The organism is Streptomyces sp. MNU89 (genome assembly GCF_020982505.1).
GTDB lineage: Bacteria > Actinomycetota > Actinomycetes > Streptomycetales > Streptomycetaceae > Streptomyces > Streptomyces xinghaiensis.
In genome coordinates, this window is sequence record NZ_JAJKLL010000001.1 from 4,136,040 (window position 1) to 4,159,632 (window position 23,593).

Genomic DNA, 23,593 nt, shown 5'->3' on the forward strand with positions numbered 1-23,593 from the left:
GCGGAAACCTGGCCGGAACGGCCCGCAAAACTCAGTACCCTGGGCGGGTGACTATTCGGCTGTACGACACCGGCGCCCGGCGGATCCGTGACTTCACCCCGCTCAGTCCGGGCCGGGTCTCGATCTACCTGTGCGGCGCGACCGTACAGGCGCCCCCGCACATCGGGCACATCCGCTCGGGGCTCAACTTCGACATCATGCGCCGCTGGCTGGAGTACCGCGGCTACGAGGTGACGTTCATCCGCAACGTCACCGACATCGACGACAAGATCATCACCAAGGCGGCCGAGTCCGGCGAGCCCTGGTGGGCGATCGGCTACCGCAACGAGTGCGCCTTCAACGCCGCGTACGACGCTCTCGGCTGCCTCCGCCCGACCTACGAGCCCCGCGCCACCGGCCACATCCCCGAGATGATCGAGATGATGCGCGGCCTCATCGACCGGGGCCACGCCTATGCCGCCGACGGCAACGTCTACTTCGACGTTCGCAGCTTCGACGGCTATCTCGCCCTCTCCAACCAGCAGTTGGACAACCTCCTCCAGCCCTCCGGCGAGGGCGAGACCGGCAAGCGCGACCCCCGCGACTTCGCCATGTGGAAGGCCGTCAAGCCCGGCGAGCCGAGCTGGGAGACCCCGTGGGGCCCCGGCAGGCCCGGCTGGCACCTGGAGTGCTCGGCCATGGCCCACAAGTACCTCGGTACGGCCTTCGACATCCACGGCGGCGGCGTCGACCTCGTCTTTCCGCACCACGAGAACGAGATCGCCCAGGCCAAGGCGTACGGCGACGACTTCGCCGGGTACTGGGCGCACAACGCCTGGGTGACGATGAGCGGCGAGAAGATGTCCAAGTCGCTGGGCAACTCGGTGCTGGTCTCCGAGATGGTCAAGCGGTGGCGCCCCATCGTGCTCCGCTACTACCTCGGCACCCCGCACTACCGCTCCACCATCGAGTACGCCGAGGAGGCGCTGCAGGAGGCCGAGGCCGCCTTCGGGCGGATCGAGGGCTTCGTGCAGCGGGCGGTGGAGCTGGCCGGCGGCCCGGTCGAGCCGGCCGCCGAGGTGCCGCAGGGCTTCGCCGAGGCGATGGACGACGACCTGGGCGTGCCGCAGGCCCTCGCCATCGTCCACACCACCGTCCGCAACGGCAACACCGCGCTGGCCGACGGCGACAAGGAGGCGGTGGCCGCCCGGCTCGCCGAGCTCCGTGCGATGCTCGGTGTCCTGGGCCTCGACCCGCTGGACTCCCGGTGGGCCGGGGCGGGCGCGGGCGGTACGGCGGAATCGGCCGCCGATCTGCACGGCGTGGTGGACTCCCTGGTCCACCTGGTGCTCGAACAGCGGCAGGCCGCGCGGTCCCGCAAGGACTACGCGACCGCCGACGCCATCCGGGACCGGCTCCAGGAGGCCGGCCTCGGCATCGAGGACACCCCGTCGGGCCCCCGCTGGAGCCTCGGCTCCCGCTGAGGGCGGCGGACGGACGGACTGGGCGGCGTTCGCGGGCCGGACGCGGGCCGGGCGGTGGCGCGGACCGCGCGGGCTGCCGCCGGGCCCGTCCGTCCGCGGCGGTCCGATCCGGTCCGGTCCCGGTCCGGTCCCGGTCCGGCGGGGGCGCTTCGCGCGGCTCTTGGCATGCTGGTCGGAGACGCACACGCGTGCGCCCGCCCGAACGCCCCTACGCAGCGCACCACCCACGCACCACGCACCACGTATGAGACACCAGGCACCACCCACAGGCACCACGCACCACACCCGCATACTCCCGTACACACGTATCCGAGCAGGCAGTCGCCAGGACGGCCGAGGAAAGACCAGGTGAACCATGGCCGGCAACAGCCAGCGCAGGAACCGTCGTACCAGCAACAAGAAGGGCCAGCAGGTCGGCAGCGGCGGCCAGCGCCGCAAGGGGCTGGAGGGCAGGGGCCCGACCCCGCCCGCGTCCGCCCGTAAGGGGCATGTGAAGAACCGCATCGCCAACGCCAAGGCCAAGCAGTCCGCCCGCCGGCCCGCGCCCCGGCGCGGCGGCCCCAAGGGCACCAACGAGCTGGTCGTCGGCCGCAACTCGGTCGCCGAGGCGCTGCGCGAGGGCGTCCCCGCCAACACCCTCTACGTCCAGCAGTACATCGACAGCGACGAGCGCGTCCGCGAGGCGATCCAGCTCGCCACCGAGAGCGGCATGAACCTCATGGAGGCGCCGCGCCCCGAGCTCGACCGGATGACGAACGGCCTCAACCACCAGGGTCTCGTCCTCCAGGTCCCGCCGTACGACTACGCGCACCCGGACGACCTGCTCGCCGCGGCCCAGGACGCCGGCGAGGACCCGCTGATCGTCGTCCTCGACGGCATCACCGACCCGCGCAATCTGGGCGCCATCGTCCGCTCGGTCTCCGCGTTCGGCGGCCACGGCGTCGTCGTGCCGGAGCGGCGCGCGGCCGGGATGACCGCCGGTGCCTGGAAGACGTCGGCGGGGACCGCGGCCCGTACGCCCGTGGCACGCGCCGCGAACATGACGCGGGTGCTGGAGTCGTACCAGAAGGCCGGGCTCATGGTCGTCGGCCTGGCGGGCGACGGTGACACGGAACTCGGCGGGACCGAGGTGCTCGACGGCCCGGTCGTGATCGTGATCGGCAGCGAGGGGAAGGGCCTGTCCCGGCTGGTCGCGGAGACCTGCGACCAGCTGGTGCGCATCCCGATGCCGGGCGGCGCGGAGTCCCTCAACGCCGGTGTGGCGGCGGGTGTGGTCCTGTACGAGGCGGCGAGCCGCCGGGCCTGACCGGGGCGGGCCGGCGGGCCGGAGCGGAGGCGGCTGCCGCGGGGCCGGGCGCCGCGGGGCCGGGCGCCGCACGGACGCGGAACGGTCTCGACCCGCCCTGACCCGCCCTGACCCGCCCTGACTTGCCCGGACGGGCCTTGACGGGCCTCGGACAGATCGGCACGGCGGCGGCAGTGTCTTAACCGGCCGTCACTCGGTTAGATGAGTGTGGAGACCAGAACACACCGTCCTCCCGGGGGACGCGCGCAAGGGTTCGACGAAGAGCCGCCGTGGAGCACGGCGAAGGTGCCGTCCGACCCGGCCCAGGTCGTCGTCAACCAGGCCAGCTTCCGGGTGCAGCTCGCCGCGCCGCCGACCCGCCTGCGCGTGCCGGTCCCGGCCCGCTTCACGCGGGTGACCCCGCCCGCGGCGGCCCCGTCCCGCGGCCGGTCCCGTCCCCGCGACGGGGCACCGGGTTCCGGCAGTGTGGAGCGGCCGCACCACCGAGCCGGTGGAGCATCCCGGGCGCTGCCTCCCCGGGCCGGTCGTCCCCGCGGCCGGCCTCGGCGGCCCGGGTTTCGCGGGTGACCACGCGGGCGGTGCCCCCACACGTCTCCTCGACACCGCCGGGTACGCCCCTGGCGACCGCGGGGTCCGGGAGACCGGCCGCGGGGCCCGGGCGCCCGCCGCGGCCCCGGCGGCCGGAGCGGCCCCGACGACACCACCCAGCTCGTCCCCAGGGCCCGCCCCGAGGAGGACACCCAGCCCCAGCCGGCCGTCCACGAGCCGCGTGCCCCCGCCCACCGGGCGGACTCCTCGGCGGCGCCGAGCCGGTCCGCGGCGCCTTCGACACCGCGCCACAGCCACCCCCGCCGCCGTACCTGCCGTACGGCCACCGTCCGCAGCGGGGTGCGGACGAGCCGTACGACCAGGGCGGCCCGTACGACCCCGGGGGCAGGGACACCCTCACCTACGAGAGCACCGACCCGTACGGCACCGACCCGTACGGCGAGGACACCGACCCGTACGGTACGGCCGGACCGTACGAGGACGGCGCACCCGGCGAGGAGGAGCAGCGCGACGGGAACCGGCCGGGCGCCGACACGGTGCGGCACGCGTACTACCCCGGCCGCCGGATGAACCTGGGCGTCGTCCTGCTCCCGCTGCGCCTCCTCCTCGGCTTCATCTCCGTCTACGCGGGGATGGGCAAGCTCTGCGACCCCGTGTACTTCGACGGCAGTGAGCGCGGCTCCCTCGTCAACTGGCTCCGCAAACTGGAGCCTTCGGGGATCGCCGCCCCGCTGCACGACTTCGCGCTGGCGCATCCGGTCGGCTCCGGGCTGACGGTGGCGTTCCTGCAGATCGTGGTGGGGGTGCTCACCGTCTGCGGACTGTGGCAGCGGTTCGCCGCGTCCGTCGGCGCCCTGCTGTCGGCCGCCCTGCTGCTGACCGTCAGCTGGCGCGGCGCGGTCGGGTACGAGGCGCCGGACATGCTCTATCTCGCCGCCTGGAGCCCGCTGATCATCGCGGGCGCCCCGGTCTACTCCCTGGACGGGCGGCTGGCGAGCGAGGCCTGGCGGCGGCTGGGGCCGCGGGTGGACGTCCGGGAGCTGCGCAGGCGGGTGCTGCGGCGCGGTGCGGTGATGGCGGCCGTCGTCGTGGGCGGCTCGCTGATCACCGGTGCGGTGCTGGGCGGCGCGGTGCGGTCCACGGATCTGACGACCGTGCCCAGCCGCCCCGGAGAGACCCCGCGCAACCATCTGCCCGGGTCACCGCTGCCGGACCGCTCCGACGAGGAGAGCCCGGCCGGGGACGGGGCGGCCGAGGGCCCGGGCGCGCGCGAGGGCGACCGTTCGACGGACCCGGCCACGTCGCCGTCGGCACCGGAATCGGCGGACGTGGCCGAGAGCGGGAGCGACGAGGCGCAGCCGACGCAGGGCACAGCGGAGGGCGGCCAACAGGCGCCGCCCGAGCCCACGTTCGCGCCGGAACCCCCGGCGGCCGGGACGACCGGTCCGTCTTCGACGGGCGCCGACGGAGGCGCGCCGTACAGCGGTTCGACCGGCGGTGAGTCGACGGGCGGCTCCGGCGGCGGTGCGGGTGGCGGCTCGACGGGAGGCGGCGGGTCCGACGGCGGGTCCTCGGGCGGCGGCCGCGGGGCGCTGGGCGGCCTGCTGGGCTGACGGCGACGGCGGTCTGCCGGGCTGACGCCGGCAGGCCGACGGGGGCTGCGCAAGGCTCAGTTGTACGGCCTGCGCGGCGCCGGGCCCGTTCCTCCACTGGGTGCGGGCAAGCGCTGCGGGCACCCGCGCGGTGCGAGGCACCCTGTCGGCGGTCGTGGACGAGGACGTGGACGTGGACGCAGGCGGCCTCGGGCGCCACACGCGACGACAGGGCGCCGGGCCCCGGCGCGGGGCTCTCCGTACCGGAACCGGAAAAGCCCCGTACCGGAACCGGAGGAGCCCCGCGCCGGAGGCGGAGCGCGGTTCCCGCCCGGGCGCTACCCCGAGCCCTCGCCGGTGGCGGTCCCGGGTACGGCGGCCAGTTCCTCCGCGGCCTTCTCCAGGTCCTTCGCCGTGTCGATGGCGCGCCAGTACACCCCTTGCGGCAGCGGATAGCCGGCCAGCCGCCGCTGCCGTGCGAGCCGCGGGAAGGTGGTGCGTTCGTGGTCGCCCCGGTCCGGCAGCAGGGCGGCGAAGGAGGGCGAGAAGACGTAGACCCCGGCGTTGACGGGGTAGGGCGACGGCGGAGCCTCGATGAAGTCGAGGACGTGCCCGAAGGCGTCGGTCTCCACCACACCCCACGGGATGCGCGGCCGGGCCAGCGCGAGGGTGGCCTCGGCCTCGCGTTCCTGGTGGAAGGCTGCCATGTCGCGGAGTGGAAAGCGGGTCCAGATGTCCGCGTTGGCGGCGTACCAGGGCCGGTCGGGGTGGGGGAGCGAGGCGGCGGCGTACTTGAGCCCGCCGCCGCGGCCGAGCGGTTCCTTCTCGACGACGGTGGTGATGCGCAGCGGAAGCCGGTCGGCGGAGGCGGTCAGCCAGTCCTGGAGGACCTCGGCGAGATGGCCGCAGGAGACGACCACGTCCGTGACGCCCTCGTCGGCGAGCCAGGCCAGCTGGTGGCCGATGATCGGCGTCCCGGTGCCGGGGATCTCGACCATGGGCTTGGGCCGGTCGTCGGTGTACGGGCGCAGTCGCGTCCCCTGGCCGCCGGCCAGGACCACGGCTTGGGTGGGGAAGGTCATGAGCCGCACGATATGCGAGGTACGGATGGTACACGGCCGCGCCCCGAGGGACACCGGGTGCGGGGAGGAGAGCTGGGGAGGCCCCGGGACGATGCCCGGTGACGGCCTCGGGACGCAGCTGACGATCCCCGCGGCCGGCCGGCCGGAGCCGGAGTCAGGACCGGGGGCCGGGGCCGGTGGCCGCGGCCGGGATGGGGTGGGGAGCGCGGTGCTCCGGGTCAGCGCCCCCGCTGCGCCTGCTGGGCCACGCCGGCGGCGAACGCCGTGTCGCACACCGGCCGGGCGAACTTCTGCGCGTCCCGGGGCCCGTACTTGGCGACGGCAGCGCGCCCGAGCGTCCGGGCGAGGGAGACGCAGTGCGCGGCCAGCGACGGGCGCCGGTTGACCTCCTCCTGGAGGTGGGTGAGTGCCACGCCCGGGTCCTTCTCCCGGAGTTCGGCGACGAGCCGGTCGCGCAGCAGTTCGTGGGCGGGACGCGGCACGGCGGCGCTGGACGCCCGCGCCGAGGAGGCGGCGAGCACGGACTCGGATCCGGGGGTCGACCAGGCGACGCGCGTGACGGCGAGCGTCCCGGAGAGGACGAGCACGACGGGCAGAACGAGGGCGAGACTACGGCCGATACGGCTGGCTACGGTGTTCACGCCGCGATGGTAGCCGGGTGTGATTGCGGGGCGACAATCGGTCACTCCGGTGAGTGACGGATCCCGGCGAGTCCACTCGCTCGTGGTTGACGCGCGTGCCGCCTCGGCCGCTTCGGGCCGCTTCGGATTGCCCCCGGGCCGCCGTTCCCGCCGTCCCGCCGGCCGGGCGCCGGGCCAACTCCCGTGCGCCCGGCCCCCGTACGGCGAAAGGCGAATGGCGGCGGTACCGCGCCCCGTCGGGGGCACGGAACCGCCGCCATCGGACAACCGGGCTGCGGGACTCAGTCGGCGAGGCGCTCGCCGGTGGAGGTCGCGAAGACGTGGATCTCGCCCGGACGCGGCACCACGTGGACCGTGGAGCCCTTCTCCGGGACCGCACGGCTGCTGACCCGGACGACGAGGTCCTTGGACTCGCCACCGACGTCCACGGAGCCGTAGATGTAACCGTCGGCGCCGGTCTCCTCGATGACGTTGACGTCGACGGCCAGCCCGGCCGGGGCGGCATCCGACTCCTTGGAGAGCGACTGGGCAGCGCCGCCGTTCTGCTCGACGACTTCGAAGTGCTCGGGGCGCACACCGACGGTCACCGTGCGGTCGCCCCGGGCGGAGGCGGTGCTCAGGGCCTCACGGGAGACTGGCACGACGCTGTTGCCGAACTTGACGCCGCCGTCGGTGATGGGCACCTCGATGAGGTTCATCGCGGGGGAGCCGATGAAGCCGGCGACGAAGAGGTTGGCCGGGCGGTCGTACATGTTGCGCGGGGCGTCGACCTGCTGGAGCAGACCGTCCTTGAGGACCGCGACCCGGTCGCCCATGGTCATGGCCTCGACCTGGTCGTGCGTGACGTACACCGTGGTGATGCCGAGGCGGCGCTGCAGGCCGGCGATCTGGGTGCGGGTGGAGACGCGGAGCTTGGCGTCGAGGTTCGACAGTGGCTCGTCCATGAGGAACACCTGCGGCTCACGCACGATGGCACGGCCCATCGCCACACGCTGCCGCTGACCGCCGGAGAGGGCCTTCGGCTTGCGTCCCAGGTACTCGGTGAGGTCGAGGATCTTGGCGGCGTCCTCGACCTTCTTGCGGATCTCCGCCTTGTTCACACCGGCGATCTTGAGCGCGAAGCCCATGTTGTCGGCGACGGTCATGTGCGGGTACAGCGCGTAGTTCTGGAACACCATGGCGATGTCCCGGTCCTTCGGGGGGAGGTGCGTGACGTCGCGCTCACCGATGCGGATGGCGCCGCTGTTGACGTCCTCCAGGCCGGCCAGCATCCGCAGGGAGGTCGACTTTCCGCAGCCGGAGGGGCCGACGAGGACGAGGAATTCGCCGTCCTGGATGTCGATGTTGAGCTTGTCGACCGCCGCCTTCTCCGAGCCCGGATAGATGCGCGTGGCGTTGTCGAACGTGACCGTAGCCATGGTGATGTGTCCCTTCACCGGCAGGAACGTGCCGGACGATCCGAGTAAAGGTGATGTCGGATCCGCGAGATCGCGGACCGTTGGCCTGACGTTATCCGTATGACCAGCCTTTGTCAGTATCGATTGGGTTGCGAAGTTCCCGGACCCGTGGAGAGGCCGCCGCCCGGCCGGGCGGGACCCGGCGGGGAGGCGAACGGGCTCGGGCGGCGTTCCCGACCGCCGCTCCCGGCCGGCGGGCCGAGGGGAGGCGGGGTCGTGCGGCGCGGACCCGGACCGCCCCGCCCGCCGCGCCCCAATGGCGTGGCCGGTGAAGCGGCGCTCTGTGTACAGTGGAGCCGCTTTCGCGCGGCGACGCGCGACGCCGACTTAGCTCAGCTGGTAGAGCACCGCTCTTGTAAAGCGAAGGTCGTCGGTTCGAACCCGACAGTCGGCTCCAGCCCTGAACGCCCCGGACGGTTGATCGTCCGGGGCTTTTGACATCCACGGGTGACATCAACCGGGTCGGAGAGGCCCTGGTCAGTCGTCCTCCGAGGCCCGGGCCCCATCGCTCAGGTCGCTCTGGCCTTCGAGGAACTCGGAGAAGCTGACGTACGCCGTTGTCATGGGCCACGGTGCCGTATCCGGTCGGTCTCTCCAGGTCAGGTGAACGACGGCCCAGCGGAAGGGCTGCCCCGAGACGCTGAAGAGCACGTCGTCACAGTCCTGACGCTTGGCAACGGCGTTCACGTCGCAGCCGTGCAGCGTGTGATCAGGCCCGAGCTCGGTTGCGAGCTGTCGTTCAAGGCCGCGCAGCGTGATGTCAGAAGGCACCCACCACGGTTCCGGCAGGGCCCCAGGAATCTCAGCGTCGTCAGCCATGCCCACATGATGACGTTGTTAACGCGCCGTTCGGCCAATCTGCGATGGAAGACGCCCCGAGGCGGTCATTCACCTCGGGGCGTCCGTGGGGCCGGTCAGAGCCCCCGGACCACCCTGCGCTTGAGCAGCCGGTCCATGTGGCTGATCGCTTCCCGTTGGGTGTCCTGGGCGACGTGCGTGTACACGTCCATGGTCATGCTGATCTGGCTGTGGCCGAGGATCTCCATCAGCACCCGGGGAGCGACCCCGGCGGCCGTGAGCAGCGTGGCGCAGCCGTGCCGGGCGTCGTGCAGCCGGATCGGGCGGAGGCCGGCCGAGGTGGTGAGCCGGGAGAAGGACCGGTTCAGGCTGTGCGGCTCGATCGGCTGGCCGGTGCGGGTGGTGAAGACGAGCCCGGCCGGGTCCAGCTCGGCGCCCCGCTTCCGTGCCGCGTCGGCCTGGCGGAGCCGGCGCCAGCGGAGGGCGGCCAGGCAGATCAGCGGCAGCGGCTCTTTATCAGCGGGCATCGGGCCTCGTGACCGGGACAGGCCCACCCGTGGTTGTCGGCTTTCCTGGAAGGGGGGATATTTGAATAATCTTGCATGGGGTCATCGCCTCGATGGGTGCAGCTAATTTTCCTTTCTGTGGTGAAAATCCACTGTTTACGCTTCGCGCCGATCTTATTGCAGGGTCTTCTGTTGTAGCCGCCAATAGTTGCGCGGTTAGGCGATAATGCCTAATCAGCCGAACCGGTATGCGGGAAGGGCGTGAAGAGGCAAGGCCAGTCTTCTCGCCCATGAAGCACTTACATGCCTGGACTCTGTGGGTGCGAGCTCTGCGGAAAGGGAGGATTAAGCCATCAGGACGGTGCTTGTGCAAAGGAGTTGGTCACATTGAGGCCACCATGGCCGGGCGGCAAAATGGGGCGGTGTGGGCCAAAGTTCACGGTGGGATGTGATTTTTGGCCATTAGGTCCATGAACTAGGCGGGGGATGCTTTTCGGGCACTCATTGTCGAGGCTGTTGACTGCTGCCATTCACTCGCTGAAGATCTTTGCGGGACTCCCGTGCGGGGGGTTGAGGAGGGGAATCTCGTGAGGATATCCAGTAAGTCGTTAGCTCTCGGCTTTGCGAGCGTGGTACTCGCAGTAGGTGGCCTCGCTACGCCGGCTGCCGCAGGCGGCCCTCAGGCTGCGACCGTTGCCGCGGACGGCACTGTCGTCGCCGTGGATGGTTCCGAGGTCGGTCAGGTCACCATCCACAAGCGCGGTGACGGCACGGAGCCGCCGGCAAGCCTGGGTAACCCCTCTGAATGGGGTGTGGTGGAGATCGAGATGGACGCTTCGGCGGACTCCGTTAAGCCGATGTCGGAGGTCTGCAAAAATGTCGGTGGCGGGCAATGGTGTTACGGCTGGTACTGGTCCGCGGGCGACGGTAAGTACTGCTACTCGAACTACTACCACAACACGAAGACGCATGCGTCCTCAGTGGAGATCGGCGGCGGTGATGATTCCAGTGGTTGGGTGAGAGCCGGCAGGACTGCCAATGCTAACCGCACGGCTGGTCTAGCCTATACCTGCAAAACCTACTACAGCATAAAGTAGGTTCTCACCGCCGCATCAAGCGGTGACTCCTTGATGGGTGGGGTAGGTTGGTGCGCCACTCGGGGGGCACAGCCCTCTGAGTGGCGCACCCCTTCCAGCTCTAAACTAATCCCGGAACGGGGAAGAGAAATCGTGCATTTTCCGCGCACTCGCGTTGCTCCGCTTGCAGCGTCTCTCGGGGCGGGGTTGCTACTTGGTATAGTGGGTCCCGTTGCCGGAAAATGGGACAACCCCATTTGTGTCGCCCTACATGTCGTTTTTTCCGGTGGGTGGTCGTGGGCCAGTTTTGCATTCTTGGTGGGGTATTTTCGCCGATCCAAACTAGAGTCAGCGTTGCTGTCATCTTCGGGGTTGGCTATTGGCGTGGTCACATACTATCTATTTAAGGATATGAGCCCTCTGGCCCCGGTTGGAATGGAATCTGGCGCCTCCAGTGAGGGGCTTCTCTCCAGGATTCTTGTGTGGGGAGTGGCCGCTTTCGCGCTTGGGGGGCCTATGGGACTCTTGGGTAACCTGGCGCGAGTGCCGGGTCTTGGTGGCCTCCTATTTCGACTGGTCGTTCCGCTTGTAGCCTTTTACGAGACCTCCATGCGGCTGACCGTAGAGGCGCATGGGCAAGATCCGGCTATCGTCATTACTTGGAATTTGATTCGGTTCGTCGCAGGCATTGTTGCATTGGCTCTAGTGGGTCACACAATCTGGAGTTGGTGGCACGCTCGGCGTACTCGTTCCTCGGGGTCGGACGAACTCCGCGCCAGAGGGGACATGACCTCTGTGTGACCTTCTGGAGTCCAGTACTCTAGCCGCACTTTTCGGCAATTCCGGCGCCGCACGCACTTGTGTCCACCCGTGGATCTGTGGGTGACGGTGGTAGTTGACGGCAACGTGCCCGTACAGGGGCGGTCACATGCGCGCTCTTACGGACGTGCCTTCCCGCGGCGCGAGCCCTCCACGCAGGTGCCCCGGTTGATTGCCCGACCTTGTAAAGCGAAGGTCGTCGGTTCGAACCCGACAGTCGGCTCCAGCCCTGAACAGCGAGAACGCCCCGGACGATTCACAGTCCGGGGCGTTTGGCGTCCACGGGGTGCCGGGTGGGGATCGGGGAGGGCCGGGGCCCCGGCATGTGGTTCCGGCCGTTGATGTCTGGATTTCGCAACAGATGGCGGATCGGCCCGGGAGCCGGGTGCTTCGTGGGCAATCCTGGGCCCCCGCCGCGCCAGGGGAGGCGCGGTTCTGTCCCATGAGGGGGGACCTCCTTGAACAAGCGTGTCCGCACCGCCGTCGCTGCTGCCGCCGCGGCGTGCGCTGTCGTCGTACTGATACCGGCTCAGGCCCAGGCCGCCGAGTACAGCTCGGCCCTGAAGATCCGCGGAGTCCAGTACGACGCACCCGGCCGGGACTCCAACAGCTGCACTTCCGGCAACACCCGTGACGAGTACCTGACGATCAAGAACTACTCGTCCCGGGCGACCATCAATCTCAGGAACTACGTGGTCAAGGACGCGGCCGGTCACCGCTTCGCCTTCACCGCCAACCACTACCTGCAGCCCGGCGACTACGTGAAGCTCCGCGGCGGCAACGGCACCGACTCCGACAAGTACAACGTGGTCTACCGCGACAACTGCAACTTCCTCTGGAACAACGACCGCGACACGATCTACCTCTACAAGCCCTCCGGCAGCCGGTCGGACGTCCACGCGTACACCAGGAGCGGCTCGGATCCCGACCGCAACGGCTACATACGGTTCCACTGATACATACGGTTCCCGTCAGGGCCGGTGGTCCTTCTCCAGCCGGCAGGCGACCCTGCGCCGCCGAGTCCTCGTCGGCGGCACCCGCCTCGTTCCGTCCCCTCGCCCGGCCACGGTCCGCGCGGGTCGGTGCGGGTCGGTCCGGGTCAGTCCGGTGCGCCGCAGCTGCCCGAGCGGACGTGGACGACGACCTGCGCGCCGTGCACCCGGACCGGCTCGCAGCGGCGGAAGTGGGCGTCCAGCGTCTCGCGCTTCACGGCCTCGCCCCGGAACACGTCGAGCGGTTGTCCCTCCGGGTCGGTGATGGCGATGATGCGGTCCGCGGCAAGGATGCGGCGGCGGATCTCGTCCGCCGGGAGTTCCGTGCCCTGGAGGGTCGCGGAGGCAGCCGGGCCCTGCCGGAGCGCCAGGTCCTCCACACCGGCACGCACCTCGGGGAAGGAGAGCAGCCATTCCCGGCGGCGGGAGGGCATGAACAGCACGGCGTCGCCCGGGCCCGCCACTTCCCGTACGGCGTCCGCCACCGCCACCACGTCGTCCTTGCGGCTCTCCGGGGAACGGACGAGGAGCGACCACGGGAGCAGGACGGCGAGCAGCCCCGCCGCGCAGCCGCACACGGCCGCGATCCGGGCCGGGCGCCGGGGCAGAAGCCGCCCCAGGACCATCGGCTCCGTGACGCGGGCCAGGCAGATGCCCAGGAGGAGGGCGAGACCTGTCATGCCATAGAGGACGTAGCGGTCGACGTACCAGGGCTTGACCAGGGAGACCGTCATCAGCAGTCCAGCCGGGACGACGAGGAGCGGCAGCGCCAGGGCGGTCGCGCCGACGGCGGACCCCGGGGGCTGGGATATCTGTTCCGGAAGCTCCGGTCGCTCCGGCTGCTCTGGCTGTTCCCGTCCCCGTTCCCATTCCTGTCCCCCTTCCCGTTGTCCCGGCTGCCCCTGCCGCCCCTCGGGCAGCAACGGCAGCGCCCGCGCGCAGGCCCAGCCTGCCGCGGACACGACGAAGAAGAGCAGCCACGTGCCGAGTCCCGGCCGGCCGAGCCAGCCGAGTTGCCGCTCCGCCTGCCCGGCGCTCACCAGGGCCAGCGGCAGAACCCCCGCGCCGACGCATCCGGAGGCGATCAGCCACGCCCGGCGCGCGGCGGGGGCCGCGGCGGAACGGAGCAGCGTCACACCGTGGGCGGCCAGGACCAGGATCGCGAACTCGTGCAGCCAGCAGGCCACGAGCAACACCCCCGCGTAGCCCGCCCAGATCCGGGCACCGCCACCCTCCACACCCTGGAGCAGCAGATAGCAGGCCCAGGTGACGGCGGCGCAGACCAGAGCGTAGGAGCGGCCCTCCTGCGCGTAGTGCTGCACCATCGGGACGACGGCGAAGACGGTCCCCGAGAACACGGCGGCCCGTGCCCCGGCGAGCCGGAGGGCGATCGCGGCGACACCGGCGGCGGCGAGGGCCGTCGCCAGCACGGACGGCAGGCGCAGCGCGACGAGCCCGCCGTCCCAGACGGTGAACACGGCCTTCATCAGCAGGTAGTACAGGCCGTGGACGGCGTCCACCTCGCCCAACAGGTGCCAGATGTGCGGGAGTTCGCGGTGGGCGACCTGGTACGTCACCGACTCGTCCCGCCACATGCTGTTCTCCCGGCGGACGCCCCAGAGGCCGAGCAGCAGGGCCACGGCGGCGGGCGCCAGAACGGCCGCCGAGCGGACGCGGAGGCTGCGGGCCGGGCCGTGGGGCGCGGTGGCGGTGGCCGCGGCGGTGGCGGTGGTGGTGGCGGCGGTGCCAGTGGTGCTGCTGCCGGGCGAGAAGGGTGACGCGGGACCCGACGGCGACCCGGGCCCCGGGGCGGGCGGTTGCGGTAACGCAGCCGGTGCCGAGCGCTGCTCCGGCAGGACCCGACCGGAGCCCGCCGCACCGGCCGTTCCGGCCGTCTCGGGCTGCGCGTTGCTCGCGTCGGTTCGCCGGCTGACGGCGTCCTCCCGGGGAGAAGTCACGGAGAGGGGACGCGGTGGAACGGCTCGTGGGTTCATTCCGGCGGCCGGACCTTTCCCCCGGGCCGCGCTCCGCCCCCGGATGTACGACCTGCGGGAGGGCTGCGGAGAGCCGCGAGGGCCGAGGAGGGCCGCCTATGGCGACGAACGGTGACGGCCCGGTGACCCGCCGGGCGCGCCCCGTAAGTTGGTCCCATGATTCGTACCGCCACGGCCGGCGACGTCCCGGCCATCGTCGCCATGATCCGTGAGCTGGCCGTCTACGAGAAGGCGGAGCACGAGGTGCGGGCCACCGAGGAGCACATACACCGCGCGCTCTTCGGCGACCGCCCCGCCGCCTACGCGCACATCGCGGAGACGGACGACGTGGTGGAGGGCTTCGCGCTCTGGTTCCTCAACTTCTCCACCTGGCAGGGGGTGCACGGCATCCACCTCGAAGACCTGTACGTCCGCCCGGAGGCGCGCGGCCGGGGCCACGGCAAGGCCCTGCTCGCCGAACTCGCCCGGATCTGCGCCGAGCGCGGTTACGGCCGCCTGGAGTGGTCCGTACTCAACTGGAACACGCCGTCGATCGACTTCTACGAGGCGCTGGGCGCGGTGCCGATGCGCGAGTGGACGGGCTACCGCCTGACCGGCGACGCCTTGGGCCGTCTGGCCGTGGCGCAGGCGGTGCAGGTATCGCAGGCGGCGGGGCCGGCCGGGGCGGCCGAAGCGGTCGGGTAGACGGGGGCGCCGGGCGGTCCGGTGGTCCGGTAGTCCGGTAGTCCGGCGGTCCGGGGTTCGGCGATCCCGGCGATCCCGGCGATGGGCCCTGCCCTGCGGCGGAGAGCGGAGGCCCGGTCGGTCCCTGCCCCTCCCCGCCCCGGCCGTCCGCCGCAGCGCGCACGGACGAACCGCGTTGCTCCCTCGACGCCTCGGCTGCGGCCACCTCGACGCCGGGCCACGCCTGCCTTCCGGCTCAGCCCGTCCCGGCTCGGCCAACCCGGCCCGGCGCGTGGGCCTTCCCCGGTCCGGTGCGCGCTGCGCCCGCTCGTGCCCGGTTCGGGCGCGCACCGCGGCTGCCCGGCTCGGCGGGCGCCCTCGGCCCGGTCGGTTCCCGGGCGAACAGCGCGTCGACGCCGAAGGCCCCGGCAGCGACTCGACGCCTCCCCAGTGTGCCCGCGCCCCTCACCGCCCCACCGATCGCCCGCCCGCACCACGGCCGCCGACCTCCCCGCACGCCCGGCGTCCCCGGCCCGTTCCGGCTCCGTGGGCGTGTCCCGTCCGGTGCCCGTGCCCCGCGTCCGTCAGTCGGTGCGGGGGCGGCGGCCTGCCCGTCCGGTGTCCGGGACCAGGACGACCTTCCCCAGCGTGGCCCGGTTCTCCAGCGCCCGGTGGGCGGCGGCGGCCTCGGCGAGCGGGAAGGGCTGGACGGCCGGGACGAGATGCCCGGCCGCGGCCGCCTCCAGGGCGGCGGTCTCCAGCGGGCGCAGCCCGCCGGGCCGGTTCAGCAGCCGCGGCCCGACGGCGGCCTCGGAGGTGACGCCGCGCTCGGCCAGTTCCCCGGGCGTGGGGTACAGCGGGTCGTCCGGCATCCAGCCGTACACGAACTGCCGGCCGCCGCGTGCCAGCAACTCGAAGGCGGCGCGGGCCACTTCGCCACCGGTGCCCGCGAGGACGAGCGTCACCTCGCGGCCGCCGAGTTCTTTCCGCAGCCGCTCCGGCCAGCCGGGGACGGTGTGGTCGGCGGCAGCGTCGGCGCCGTTGGTGAGCACCGCGTCGGCCTTGGCGGCGCCGCCCGCGACACCGGCCACGGTGGCGCCCCGCCGGTGTGCCGCCTGGACCAGCAGGGTGCCGAGGCCGCCCGCGGCGCCGGTGATCAGCACGGTGTCGGCGGCCGTCGGCGCGGCCGTCTCCAGCACGCCCATGGCGGTACGCCCCGTACCGATCATGGCGACGGCCCGTTCGGCGGTCAGCCCGTCCGGGACCGTGTGCAGCGTCGTGGCGGGGGCGACGGCCAGCTCGGCGTAACCGCCCGACGCCTGCCCGAGATGGGCGACGACCCGGCGGCCGAGCAGGTCCGGGTCCGTCCCCTCGCCCAGGGCGTCGACGGTGCCCGCCACCTCGCGCCCCGGTGTCATGGGCAGTCGGGGCAGCGGGAAGGGCCCGCCCTGTGCGCCGGAGCGGATCGCGGTGTCGATCAGATGCACTCCGGCGGCCTCCACGGCGATACGGACCTCTCCGGAGCCGGGGACGGGGTCCGGGACCTGTTCGGGCAGCAGGTTCCCGGCGGGCCCGAAGGCGTATTGACGGATCGCGAGCATGGGCACTCCCGGGTGCTGGGTGAACGGTCGGTGGCGGGGCGGAGACTGCGCCGCCTCCCGCCCCGTGGGCCCACTCTTCGACCTCAACCAAGGGTGAGGTCAAGCGGCCCCGGGTGAGTTCTCCGGTCCGGGAGTTGCCCGGACGCCCGCCGGCCTCCAAGATCGCGTCACCGGCGGACATCCGCCGAGCCGGGCGGATGGGCGGCCGGGCGACCGGGTGGACGGGCGGCTGGGCGGCCGGGGCGGCCGGGGTGGCCGGGCAGGACGGGCGGGAGGGGCGATGACACTGTCGGTGGCCGGTGGGGCGGACGGAGGCGGCGGGCGGCGCGGCCGCTTCACGGATGCCCGGGACACACGGCTCGCGGAGACGGCGGTCCGGGCGATCGTGGCGGTGGTGGAACTCACCCCGAAACCCGGACTCACCGACACCCGGGACCCGGACACGCGGCACCCCGGTACCCGGGCCGCCGACGTACGGGACCGGGAGCCCCGCACCGCCTGTGCGGCGAGCCCGGACACGGGCGCCGTCGGCCGCCGGGACCCCGGGGCGCGGGTCCGCGACGGACGAGCTCCCGGCACGGGGGCGCCCGACGCCCCCACCGGAGATGCCCGGCACCCCGGGGTACGGGCGCACGACGGCCGGAGCCCCGGGGTACGGGCGCACGACGCCCGGAGCCCCGAGGTACGGGCGCACGGTGGCCAAAGCCCCGGGACACGGGCCGGCGAGGCGCGTGATGCCGGGACGACCCGGCGGTCCGACGCCCCGGCCCGCGACACCGGGGAGACCGGGGAGGACCCCGGCGTCCGCGCCCGCGGCACCCGTCGCCCCGCCGCCCCGGATCCGGGCACGCTCCGCTGGGCCGCCCGGGCCCTCGCCCCCGGGCTCACGGCCATGGCCGCCGCCGCGCGCCGCACCGGTGAACCCACCCCGGAACTCCGCGCCGAACTGGGCGCCATCGGCCGTTCCACGGAGTGGACCGTGCGGCGCGCCGCCTGCGGCACCAGGGCGCACCACGGGGCGATCTGGGTGCTCGGCCTGCTGGTGGCGGCGTCGGCGCTGGAACCGGGGCCGCGCCCGGCGAACTCGGCGCCGTGGTCAAACGCCTCGCGGCGCACCGCGACCGGGCGCCCCTCCGCCCTTCCCCGGGTTCGGCGGTCTCGGTGCGCTACGGGGCGGCGGGCGCGCGAGGAGGCACGGGCGGGGCTGCCGCACGTGCGCCGGGCGCTCGACGCGCTCCGCGTCGCCCGGGACACCGGCGCGGACGAGTCCTGCGCCCGGCTCGACGCCCTGCTCACCGTCATGACCACCCTGCAGGACACCCGCGTGCTGTACGAGGCGGGCCCGCACGGCCTGCGCCGGGTCCAGTCCGGTGCCCGCGCCGTCCTCGACGCGGGCGGTACGGCGACGCGGACGGGACGGGAGGCGCTGGCCGCCTTCGACGCCGACCTCCGCGCCCATGCGCTGAGCCCCGCGGGAGGCGTGCCGCTGCTGGCCGGCGCCCTCTACGCCGAGCAGGCGGGCACCGCCGCGCCCGGCACCGCAGCGCCGGGCGGGGGGTCTGCGGCCCGGGTCCGGGGCCGCCGGTGATGCGGGTGACGCCGGTGAACACCCTCACTCCGCCCAGCACCGCCTCGCGCCGCCCCCGACCTCCTGTACCGGCCCCTGCGCGCCCGCCGCCGTCCCGGTCGCCGGTGACCGCTGAGATCCCGGGCGCCGCCCTTCGCGGAGGCCCGTCGGCCGTCGGCGCCGGGTGCCCGCCTCCGGCGTGACCCCGGCCGCCCGTGCGGTGAAGGCCGCCACCCCGAACACCCGGGGCGGACGGTCGCCCCGCCCCGCACCCCGCCCCGGACGGCCGGCTGGGCCGAGCCGGAGCCGGAGCCCGTGCAAGAGCAAGAGCAAGAGCAAGAGCAGGTGCCGATGCCGGTGCCGTGGAGCGGAGCCCGCGGAGGCAGGCGTCCACCAGTGCCGTTGTCCGCAAGTCGGGGGGACGATGAAGGCCGCTCAACGGTGTGCTCTACTTTCGTGCCCATGACAGACAACCCTCAACTCCCGTTCCCCCGGCGGGCGAACACAGGCAAACACCGGCGCAAGAGCCCGGTCAGCCGCCGCCGGGTCATCATCGGCGGTTCCGCCGCCGCGGCCGCCACAGGTCTCGGCCTGGCCGGTATGGCCTCGGCGGGCGGGTCCTCCGGGGGCGCCGGCGCGGCAGGCTCCGCCGGCGATGCCTCCGGGCTGGGCGTCTGCTCGCTCACCGCCGAGGTCACCGAGGGCCCCTACGCGCTGCCCGGCGCGCTGATCCGCAACGAGATCAGCGAGGACCGGCCGGGCTTCCCGGTGCACTATCTGCTCACCGTCGTCGACCAGTCGGCCGGCTGCGCCCCGCTCCCGGACGCGCTGGTCGAGCTCTGGCACGCCGACCACCTCGGGGAGTACTCCGGCTTCGTCGGCCGCAACGGCCACCCCGGCGAGGACAACGGCACCTTCTGCCGCGGCGGGGCGGTGACCGACGAGAACGGCCAGGTCGAGCTGGTCTCCATCTGGCCCGGCCACTACACCGCCCGCGCCGTCCACGCCCATCTGCGGGTGCACACGGACATCACGCCCGCCGGCGGCTCGTACACCGGTGGTGAGATCGTCCACACCGGCCAGCTCTACTTCGACCCGGACACCAACGACCGCGTCCAGTCGGCCGGCCCGTACCGGGAGAACACCACTCCCGAGACGCATCTGTACGACGACGGCGTCTACGACGGCGGCGGCTCGGCCTCCGGCCTCCTCACGCTCACCCCGCTCGGCGGTTCGCCGGCCGAGGGCTACGCGGCGACGCTGACGATCGGCGTCAACGCATAACGGCGGTCGGCGGTCGGTGCCGGGGACGGGCCGGAGGGCCGCCGGCCACACGTGCCACGGGCCGTGCGGGCCTGCTCAGACGCGCGGGAAGCGGGCCAGGAGATCCCAGACGACGGGGTTGTCCGCGAGCCCTTCGTGCAGATCCGTGAGGTCCGCGACGACGTCCTGGAGGAAGTCCCGGGTCTCCCGGCGCAGCGCCGAGTGGCCGAAGGTCAGCGGCGGTTCGCCGGCCGGCTGCCAGTCGGCGCCGATGTCGACCCAGCCGAACCGCCGCTCGAAGAGCAGCCGGTCCGCGGACTCGGTGAAGTCCAGCTCGGCATGTTGCCGGCGGTGCGAACGGCTGCCGCGCGGATCGCGGTCGAGCTGCTCGACGATGTCGCAGAGCGCCCAGGCGAAGTCCAGCACGGGCACCCATCCCCAGGCTGTGGACAGCTCCTGGTCCGCCTTGGTGTCGGCGATGTAGACGTCGCCGCAGAACAGATCGTGCCGCAGGGTCCGCACATCGGCGGTGCGGTAGTCCGTCTGCGGTGGGTCCGGGAAGCGGCGGGAGAGGGAGTAGCCGAGGTCGATCACATGGTCGATGGTCCCACGGCGGGGACCCGCCCCGGCCCGGCTCAGCCCCGGCCGGAACCGACCAGGACGCGCGCCACCGCCCGCGGCCCGGATCACAGACCCGCGCGAAGCCCTCCAGAGCCCGCCGCGTGCTCGTCCGGCCCGCTCCCGCCCGCTCCCGCCACCCCGCCGCCGTGCGCCTCAGTGTCCGCGCGCGATCCACTCCTCCAGCTGCGGTGCCTCGTCCCCCACCGTGGTCGGGTCGCCGTGCCCGGTGCGGACCACCGTCTCCGGCGGCAGGGTCAGCAGCCGGTCCCGGATCGACTCGATGATCGTCGGGAACGAGGAGTACGAGCGCCCGGTGGCGCCCGGCCCGCCCCGGAAGAGCGTGTCGCCGGAGAAGACGGTGCCCAGCCCGGGCGCGTACAGGCAGACCGCCCCGGGGCTGTGCCCGGGGGTGTGCAGCACACGCAGTTCCGTGCCGGCGACGGTCAGGGTGTCCCCGTCGGCGAGGGGGCCGTCGGGCCGGCGGTCCGGGTGCCTCATCTCCCACAGCACCCTGTCGTCGGGATGCAGCAGGATCGGGGCGCCGGTGCGGTCGGCCACCTCGGGCGCCGCGTCGATGTGGTCGTCGTGGCCGTGCGTGCAGACCACCCCGAGCAGGCGGCGGCCGCCGACCGCGGCGATGACGGCCTCCGCGTCGTGCGCCGCGTCGATGACGTACACCTCGCGCTCGTCGCCGATCAGCCAGACGTTGTTGTCCACCTCCCAGGTGGAGCCGTCCAGCGAGAAGGTGCCGGAGGTGACGAGATGGTCGATCCGCGCCCTGCCGGGCGTGGGCGCGCCATCGCCGGGGGCACCGGAGAAACCGGAGGAACCGGAGGAACCGGGGGAAGAAGCGGTCATCAGAGCACCACCACCGAGCGCAGCACGTCACCGCGGTGCATCTTGTCGAACGCGGCCTCGACGTCGTCCAGTCCGATGGTCTCGCTGACGAACGCGTCCAGGTTGAGCCTCCCCTGCAGATAGAGGTCGATGAGCACGGGGAAGTCCCGCTCCGGCAGGCAGTCCCCGTACCAGGACGACTTGAGGGACCCGCCGCGTCCGAAGACGTCGAGCAGCGGCAGTTGCAGCACCATCTCCGGTGTGGGAACACCCACCAGGACGACGGTCCCGGCCAGATCGCGGGCGTAGAAGGCCTGGTGGTACGTCTCCGGGCGGCCCACCGCGTCGATGACGACATCCGCGCCGAAGCCGCCGGTCAGCTCCTGGACGCTCTTGACGACATCGGCCGTGCCGGCGTGCACCGTGTGGGTGGCGCCGAGGCCGGTCGCCCACTCCAGCTTCCGCTCGTCCAGGTCCACCGCGATGATCCGCGAGGCGCCGGCCAGCCGGGCGCCCGCGACGGCTGCGCTGCCGACCCCGCCGCAGCCGATGACGGCGACCGTGTCGCCCCGCTCCACCTGCCCGGTGTTGAGGGCGGCGCCGAGCCCCGCCATCACACCGCAGCCGAGCAGCCCGGCGGCGGCGGGGGAGGCCGAGGGATCGACCTTGGTGCACTGGCCGGCCGCGACGAGGGTCTTCTCGGCGAACGAGCCGATGCCCAGCGCGGCCGTGAGCACGGTGCCGTCGGCGAGCGTCATCGGCTGCGTGGCGGTGTGGGTGTTGAAGCAGTACCAGGGGCGGCCGCGCTTGCAGGACCGGCAGGTACCGCACACCGCACGCCAGTTGAGGATCACGAAGTCGCCCGGGGCCACGTCCGTGACGCCCTCGCCCACCGTTTCCACGATCCCGGCCGCCTCGTGTCCGAGGAGGAACGGGAACTCGTCGTTGATTCCGCCGTCGCGGTAGTGGAGATCGGTGTGGCAGACCCCGCAGGCCTGCACCCGCACCACCGCCTCGCCGGGCCCGGGGTCCGGCACCAGGATCGTCTCGACCCCGACGGGTTCCCCCTTGGCACGGGCCACGACGCCTCGCACTTCCTGAGCCATATAACCGCCTCTCTCTCACCGTTCGGCCGCCCCGCGCTTCACTCGTACCCGGCGGGAGGGGCGTCCAACGGCCCGGCGGACGGTGTCCGGCCGGTCGGCCGTACGGGGGGTGAGCGAGCGGGGCACGCGAAGCGGCCCCCGGGGCCGGTGACCCGGCCGGGGGCCGCTGCCGTTCTCCGCGTCCGTGCCGGGCCCGCTACCGGGGCCGACCGAGGCGCGGTGCGAGGCGGAGGCCGCGGGTCAGACGTTGACCCCGAAGTCCTGCGCGATGCCGGTGAGACCGGAGGCGTACCCCTGGCCGACGGCGCGGAACTTCCACTCGGCGCCGTTGCGGTACAGCTCGCCGAAGACCATGGCGGTCTCGGTCGCGGCGTCCTCGCTCAGGTCGTAGCGGGCGATCTCGGAGCCGCCGGCCTGGTTGAGCACGCGGATGTAGGCGTTGCGCACCTGGCCGAAGTTCTGGCTGCGGGCCTCGGCGTCGTAGACCGACACCGGGAACACGATCTTCTCGACCTCGGCCGGAAGCCCGGCGAGGTTGACGTTGATCTGCTCGTCGTCGCCCTCGCCCGCGCCGGTGCGGTTGTCACCGGTGTGGACGATGGTCTGGTCCGGCGTGGCCTTGTTGTTGAAGAACACGAAGTGGCCGTCGGAGACGACCCTGCCCGCCGCGTTGACCGCGATGGCGCTCGCGTCGAGGTCGAAGTCGGTGCCGGTCGTGGTGCGGACGTCCCAGCCGAGGCCGACCGTGACGGCGGTCAGGCCCGGTGCCTCCTTGGTGAGCGATACGTTGCCGCCCTTGGACAGGCTTACAGCCATGGGATGTCCCTTTCATCGAAGTGTGTCGGGCTTCGCCCGGAGGTGAAGCCACCGTCATCCTCCACAACGCGGGGACGGCCCCGCCGGGTTCCAGCCGCTTCCGCTTCGTTACGGTTCCGCGCCCCGGCCGGCGGAGGGAAAGCGCCGGTGGGCCGGGGCGGGAAATGGAGGTGACGGCCGCCGCCGGGCGGGGGATCATGGCACATATGTCCGGTCCCCATGTCATCCGCGGTTCGGTCTCCCTCCCGGAGGCTGAGCTCAAGTGGCGTTTCTCCCGCTCCTCGGGACCTGGCGGCCAGCATGTGAACACCAGCGACAGCCAGGTGGAGCTCCGCTTCGACCTGGCGGCGACGGAAGCGCTGCCGCCGGTGTGGAAGGAGCGGGCCCTGGAGCGCCTCGCCGACCGGCTGACGGACGGCGTGCTCACCGTACGGGCCTCCGAGCACCGCTCGCAGTGGCGCAACCGGGAGACCGCGGCCGTCCGGATGGCCTCCCTCCTCGCGGAGGCCACCGCGCCCCCGCCCCGCCCGCGCCGGAAGACGAAGATCCCGCGCGGCGTCAACGAACGACGGCTGCGGGCCAAGAAGCAGCGCGGCGACACGAAACGCGGCCGCAGCGGCCGCGGTTGGGACTGACCTCACCACCGACCACACCGGGCCGCGGCCCCGCCGGCCTCTCCGGCCGGACCGGCCGTTCCCGCCCGGGCAGCCGTGGGGACCCACGCTCGCACGGCGCCGCTGGACCCGCACTCCGAGAATTGCCGTATTCCGCCGATCGGTCGATGGAATCAGCGGATCGGCGGACTTCCGTCCTGCCCTGAATTCCACGTTGAGAGCGGGTTGTT

The 23,593-nt window shown here is 72.7% G+C and carries 19 protein-coding genes, 1 tRNA gene and 1 pseudogene; 10 read left to right on the plus strand and 11 right to left on the minus strand.

The annotated features are described in order from the left end of the window. Positions 1–47: 47 nt before the first annotated feature. The 3 genes from cysS to E4N63_RS17865 all read left to right on the plus strand — a co-directional run bounded on the left by cysS (position 48) and on the right by E4N63_RS17865 (position 4,931). Positions 48–1,463, plus strand: coding sequence for a cysteine--tRNA ligase (gene cysS, locus E4N63_RS17855; protein ID WP_230241143.1), 1,416 nt, complete (start codon positions 48–50; stop codon positions 1,461–1,463). A gap of 355 nt (positions 1,464–1,818) precedes the next feature. Beyond that, positions 1,819–2,769, plus strand: coding sequence for a 23S rRNA (guanosine(2251)-2'-O)-methyltransferase RlmB (gene rlmB / locus E4N63_RS17860; RefSeq protein ID WP_230241144.1), 951 nt, complete (start codon positions 1,819–1,821; stop codon positions 2,767–2,769). Between the two features lie 578 nt (positions 2,770–3,347). Next, a complete protein-coding gene (locus E4N63_RS17865; protein ID WP_230241145.1) occupies positions 3,348–4,931 on the plus strand; it encodes a DoxX family membrane protein in 1,584 nt (527 codons plus the stop codon). Between the two features lie 317 nt (positions 4,932–5,248). Here the strand turns inward: E4N63_RS17865 and E4N63_RS17870 are convergent, their stop codons facing one another. The 3 genes from E4N63_RS17870 to E4N63_RS17880 form a co-directional block, all read right to left on the minus strand. Further along, positions 5,249–5,992 carry a nucleotidyltransferase family protein gene (locus E4N63_RS17870; RefSeq protein WP_125626030.1) on the minus strand — a complete coding sequence of 248 codons (744 nt, stop codon included), beginning with the start codon at positions 5,990–5,992 and terminating at the stop codon, positions 5,249–5,251. A 218-nt stretch (positions 5,993–6,210) separates the two neighbouring features. Beyond that, a complete protein-coding gene (locus E4N63_RS17875) occupies positions 6,211–6,633 on the minus strand; it encodes a hypothetical protein (protein WP_230241146.1) in 423 nt (140 codons plus the stop codon). Positions 6,634–6,914: 281 nt separating this feature from the next. Next, the gene (locus tag E4N63_RS17880) at positions 6,915–8,051 is read right to left on the minus strand and encodes an ABC transporter ATP-binding protein (protein WP_125626028.1); all 1,137 of its coding nucleotides are present in this window, start codon (positions 8,049–8,051) and stop codon (positions 6,915–6,917) included. Positions 8,052–8,411: 360 nt separating this feature from the next. Here E4N63_RS17880 and E4N63_RS17885 point away from each other — a divergent pair. Then, a tRNA-Thr gene (locus E4N63_RS17885) sits at positions 8,412–8,487 on the plus strand. An 80-nt stretch (positions 8,488–8,567) separates the two neighbouring features. On the opposite strand, the gene E4N63_RS17890 is transcribed toward E4N63_RS17885, so the two are convergent. Then, positions 8,568–8,909 (minus strand): hypothetical protein, encoded by a 342-nt coding sequence (locus tag E4N63_RS17890; protein ID WP_230241147.1) that lies wholly within the window; start codon positions 8,907–8,909, stop codon positions 8,568–8,570. Positions 8,910–9,004: 95 nt separating this feature from the next. Beyond that, a pseudogene (locus E4N63_RS17895) lies at positions 9,005–9,397 on the minus strand (tyrosine-type recombinase/integrase); the annotation flags it as partial. Between the two features lie 584 nt (positions 9,398–9,981). Here E4N63_RS17895 and E4N63_RS31180 point away from each other — a divergent pair. Then, on the plus strand, positions 9,982–10,491 hold the full coding sequence (locus E4N63_RS31180) for a lactococcin 972 family bacteriocin (RefSeq protein ID WP_230241148.1): 510 nt from the start codon (positions 9,982–9,984) through the stop codon (positions 10,489–10,491). 1,256 nt (positions 10,492–11,747) lie between these two features. After that, on the plus strand, positions 11,748–12,245 hold the full coding sequence (locus tag E4N63_RS17905; RefSeq protein WP_230241149.1) for a lamin tail domain-containing protein: 498 nt from the start codon (positions 11,748–11,750) through the stop codon (positions 12,243–12,245). Between the two features lie 143 nt (positions 12,246–12,388). Here E4N63_RS17905 and E4N63_RS17910 read toward each other — a convergent pair whose 3' ends face one another. Beyond that, positions 12,389–14,239 carry a glycosyltransferase family 39 protein gene (locus E4N63_RS17910; RefSeq protein WP_230241150.1) on the minus strand — a complete coding sequence of 617 codons (1,851 nt, stop codon included), beginning with the start codon at positions 14,237–14,239 and terminating at the stop codon, positions 12,389–12,391. Between the two features lie 192 nt (positions 14,240–14,431). Here E4N63_RS17910 and E4N63_RS17915 point away from each other — a divergent pair, with 192 nt between their 5' ends. Next, a complete protein-coding gene (locus E4N63_RS17915; protein ID WP_230241151.1) occupies positions 14,432–14,959 on the plus strand; it encodes a GNAT family N-acetyltransferase in 528 nt (175 codons plus the stop codon). A gap of 563 nt (positions 14,960–15,522) precedes the next feature. Here the strand turns inward: E4N63_RS17915 and E4N63_RS17920 are convergent. Continuing rightward, on the minus strand, positions 15,523–16,539 hold the full coding sequence (locus E4N63_RS17920; protein WP_230241152.1) for a zinc-binding dehydrogenase: 1,017 nt from the start codon (positions 16,537–16,539) through the stop codon (positions 15,523–15,525). A 280-nt stretch (positions 16,540–16,819) separates the two neighbouring features. On the opposite strand from E4N63_RS17920, the gene E4N63_RS17925 reads away from it, so the two are divergent. Further along, positions 16,820–18,127, plus strand: coding sequence for a triphosphoribosyl-dephospho-CoA synthase (locus E4N63_RS17925; protein ID WP_230241153.1), 1,308 nt, complete (start codon positions 16,820–16,822; stop codon positions 18,125–18,127). A gap of 441 nt (positions 18,128–18,568) precedes the next feature. Then, positions 18,569–19,390: an intradiol ring-cleavage dioxygenase gene (locus tag E4N63_RS17930; protein WP_230241154.1), complete on the plus strand. Its 822-nt coding sequence runs from the start codon at positions 18,569–18,571 to the stop codon at positions 19,388–19,390. Positions 19,391–19,465: 75 nt separating this feature from the next. Here the strand turns inward: E4N63_RS17930 and E4N63_RS17935 are convergent, their stop codons facing one another. The 4 genes from E4N63_RS17935 to E4N63_RS17950 form a co-directional block, all read right to left on the minus strand. Further along, entirely contained in the window at positions 19,466–19,963 is a 498-nt protein-coding gene (locus E4N63_RS17935) for a hypothetical protein (protein ID WP_230241155.1), read from the minus strand. 180 nt (positions 19,964–20,143) lie between these two features. After that, a complete protein-coding gene (locus E4N63_RS17940) occupies positions 20,144–20,848 on the minus strand; it encodes an MBL fold metallo-hydrolase (RefSeq protein WP_230241156.1) in 705 nt (234 codons plus the stop codon). Further along, a complete protein-coding gene (locus E4N63_RS17945; protein ID WP_230241157.1) occupies positions 20,848–21,933 on the minus strand; it encodes an S-(hydroxymethyl)mycothiol dehydrogenase in 1,086 nt (361 codons plus the stop codon). The genes E4N63_RS17940 and E4N63_RS17945 overlap by 1 nt, the downstream gene beginning before the upstream one ends. Positions 21,934–22,173: 240 nt before the next feature. Beyond that, positions 22,174–22,749 carry a TerD family protein gene (locus E4N63_RS17950; protein ID WP_019711265.1) on the minus strand — a complete coding sequence of 192 codons (576 nt, stop codon included), beginning with the start codon at positions 22,747–22,749 and terminating at the stop codon, positions 22,174–22,176. A 197-nt stretch (positions 22,750–22,946) separates the two neighbouring features. On the opposite strand from E4N63_RS17950, the gene arfB reads away from it, so the two are divergent. Further along, complete coding sequence (gene arfB, locus E4N63_RS17955; RefSeq protein ID WP_230241158.1) at positions 22,947–23,384, plus strand: alternative ribosome rescue aminoacyl-tRNA hydrolase ArfB; 438 nt, start codon at positions 22,947–22,949, stop codon at positions 23,382–23,384. The last annotated feature ends 209 nt before the right edge of the window (positions 23,385–23,593 follow it).

Coding starts and splice junctions, on each gene's coding strand:
- rlmB (WP_230241144.1), top strand. CDS start 1,819: ATGGCCGGCAACAGCCAGCGCAGGAACCGTCGTACCAGCAACAAGAAG.
- E4N63_RS17870 (WP_125626030.1), bottom strand. CDS start 5,992: ATGACCTTCCCCACCCAAGCCGTGGTCCTGGCCGGCGGCCAGGGGACG.
- E4N63_RS17880 (WP_125626028.1), bottom strand. CDS start 8,051: ATGGCTACGGTCACGTTCGACAACGCCACGCGCATCTATCCGGGCTCG.
- E4N63_RS17890 (WP_230241147.1), bottom strand. CDS start 8,909: ATGGCTGACGACGCTGAGATTCCTGGGGCCCTGCCGGAACCGTGGTGG.
- E4N63_RS17915 (WP_230241151.1), top strand. CDS start 14,432: ATGATTCGTACCGCCACGGCCGGCGACGTCCCGGCCATCGTCGCCATG.
- E4N63_RS17920 (WP_230241152.1), bottom strand. CDS start 16,539: ATGCTCGCGATCCGTCAATACGCCTTCGGGCCCGCCGGGAACCTGCTG.
- E4N63_RS17925 (WP_230241153.1), top strand. CDS start 16,820: ATGACACTGTCGGTGGCCGGTGGGGCGGACGGAGGCGGCGGGCGGCGC.
- E4N63_RS17930 (WP_230241154.1), top strand. CDS start 18,569: ATGACAGACAACCCTCAACTCCCGTTCCCCCGGCGGGCGAACACAGGC.
- E4N63_RS17940 (WP_230241156.1), bottom strand. CDS start 20,848: ATGACCGCTTCTTCCCCCGGTTCCTCCGGTTCCTCCGGTTTCTCCGGT.
- E4N63_RS17945 (WP_230241157.1), bottom strand. CDS start 21,933: ATGGCTCAGGAAGTGCGAGGCGTCGTGGCCCGTGCCAAGGGGGAACCC.
- E4N63_RS17950 (WP_019711265.1), bottom strand. CDS start 22,749: ATGGCTGTAAGCCTGTCCAAGGGCGGCAACGTATCGCTCACCAAGGAG.
- arfB (WP_230241158.1), top strand. CDS start 22,947: ATGGCACATATGTCCGGTCCCCATGTCATCCGCGGTTCGGTCTCCCTC.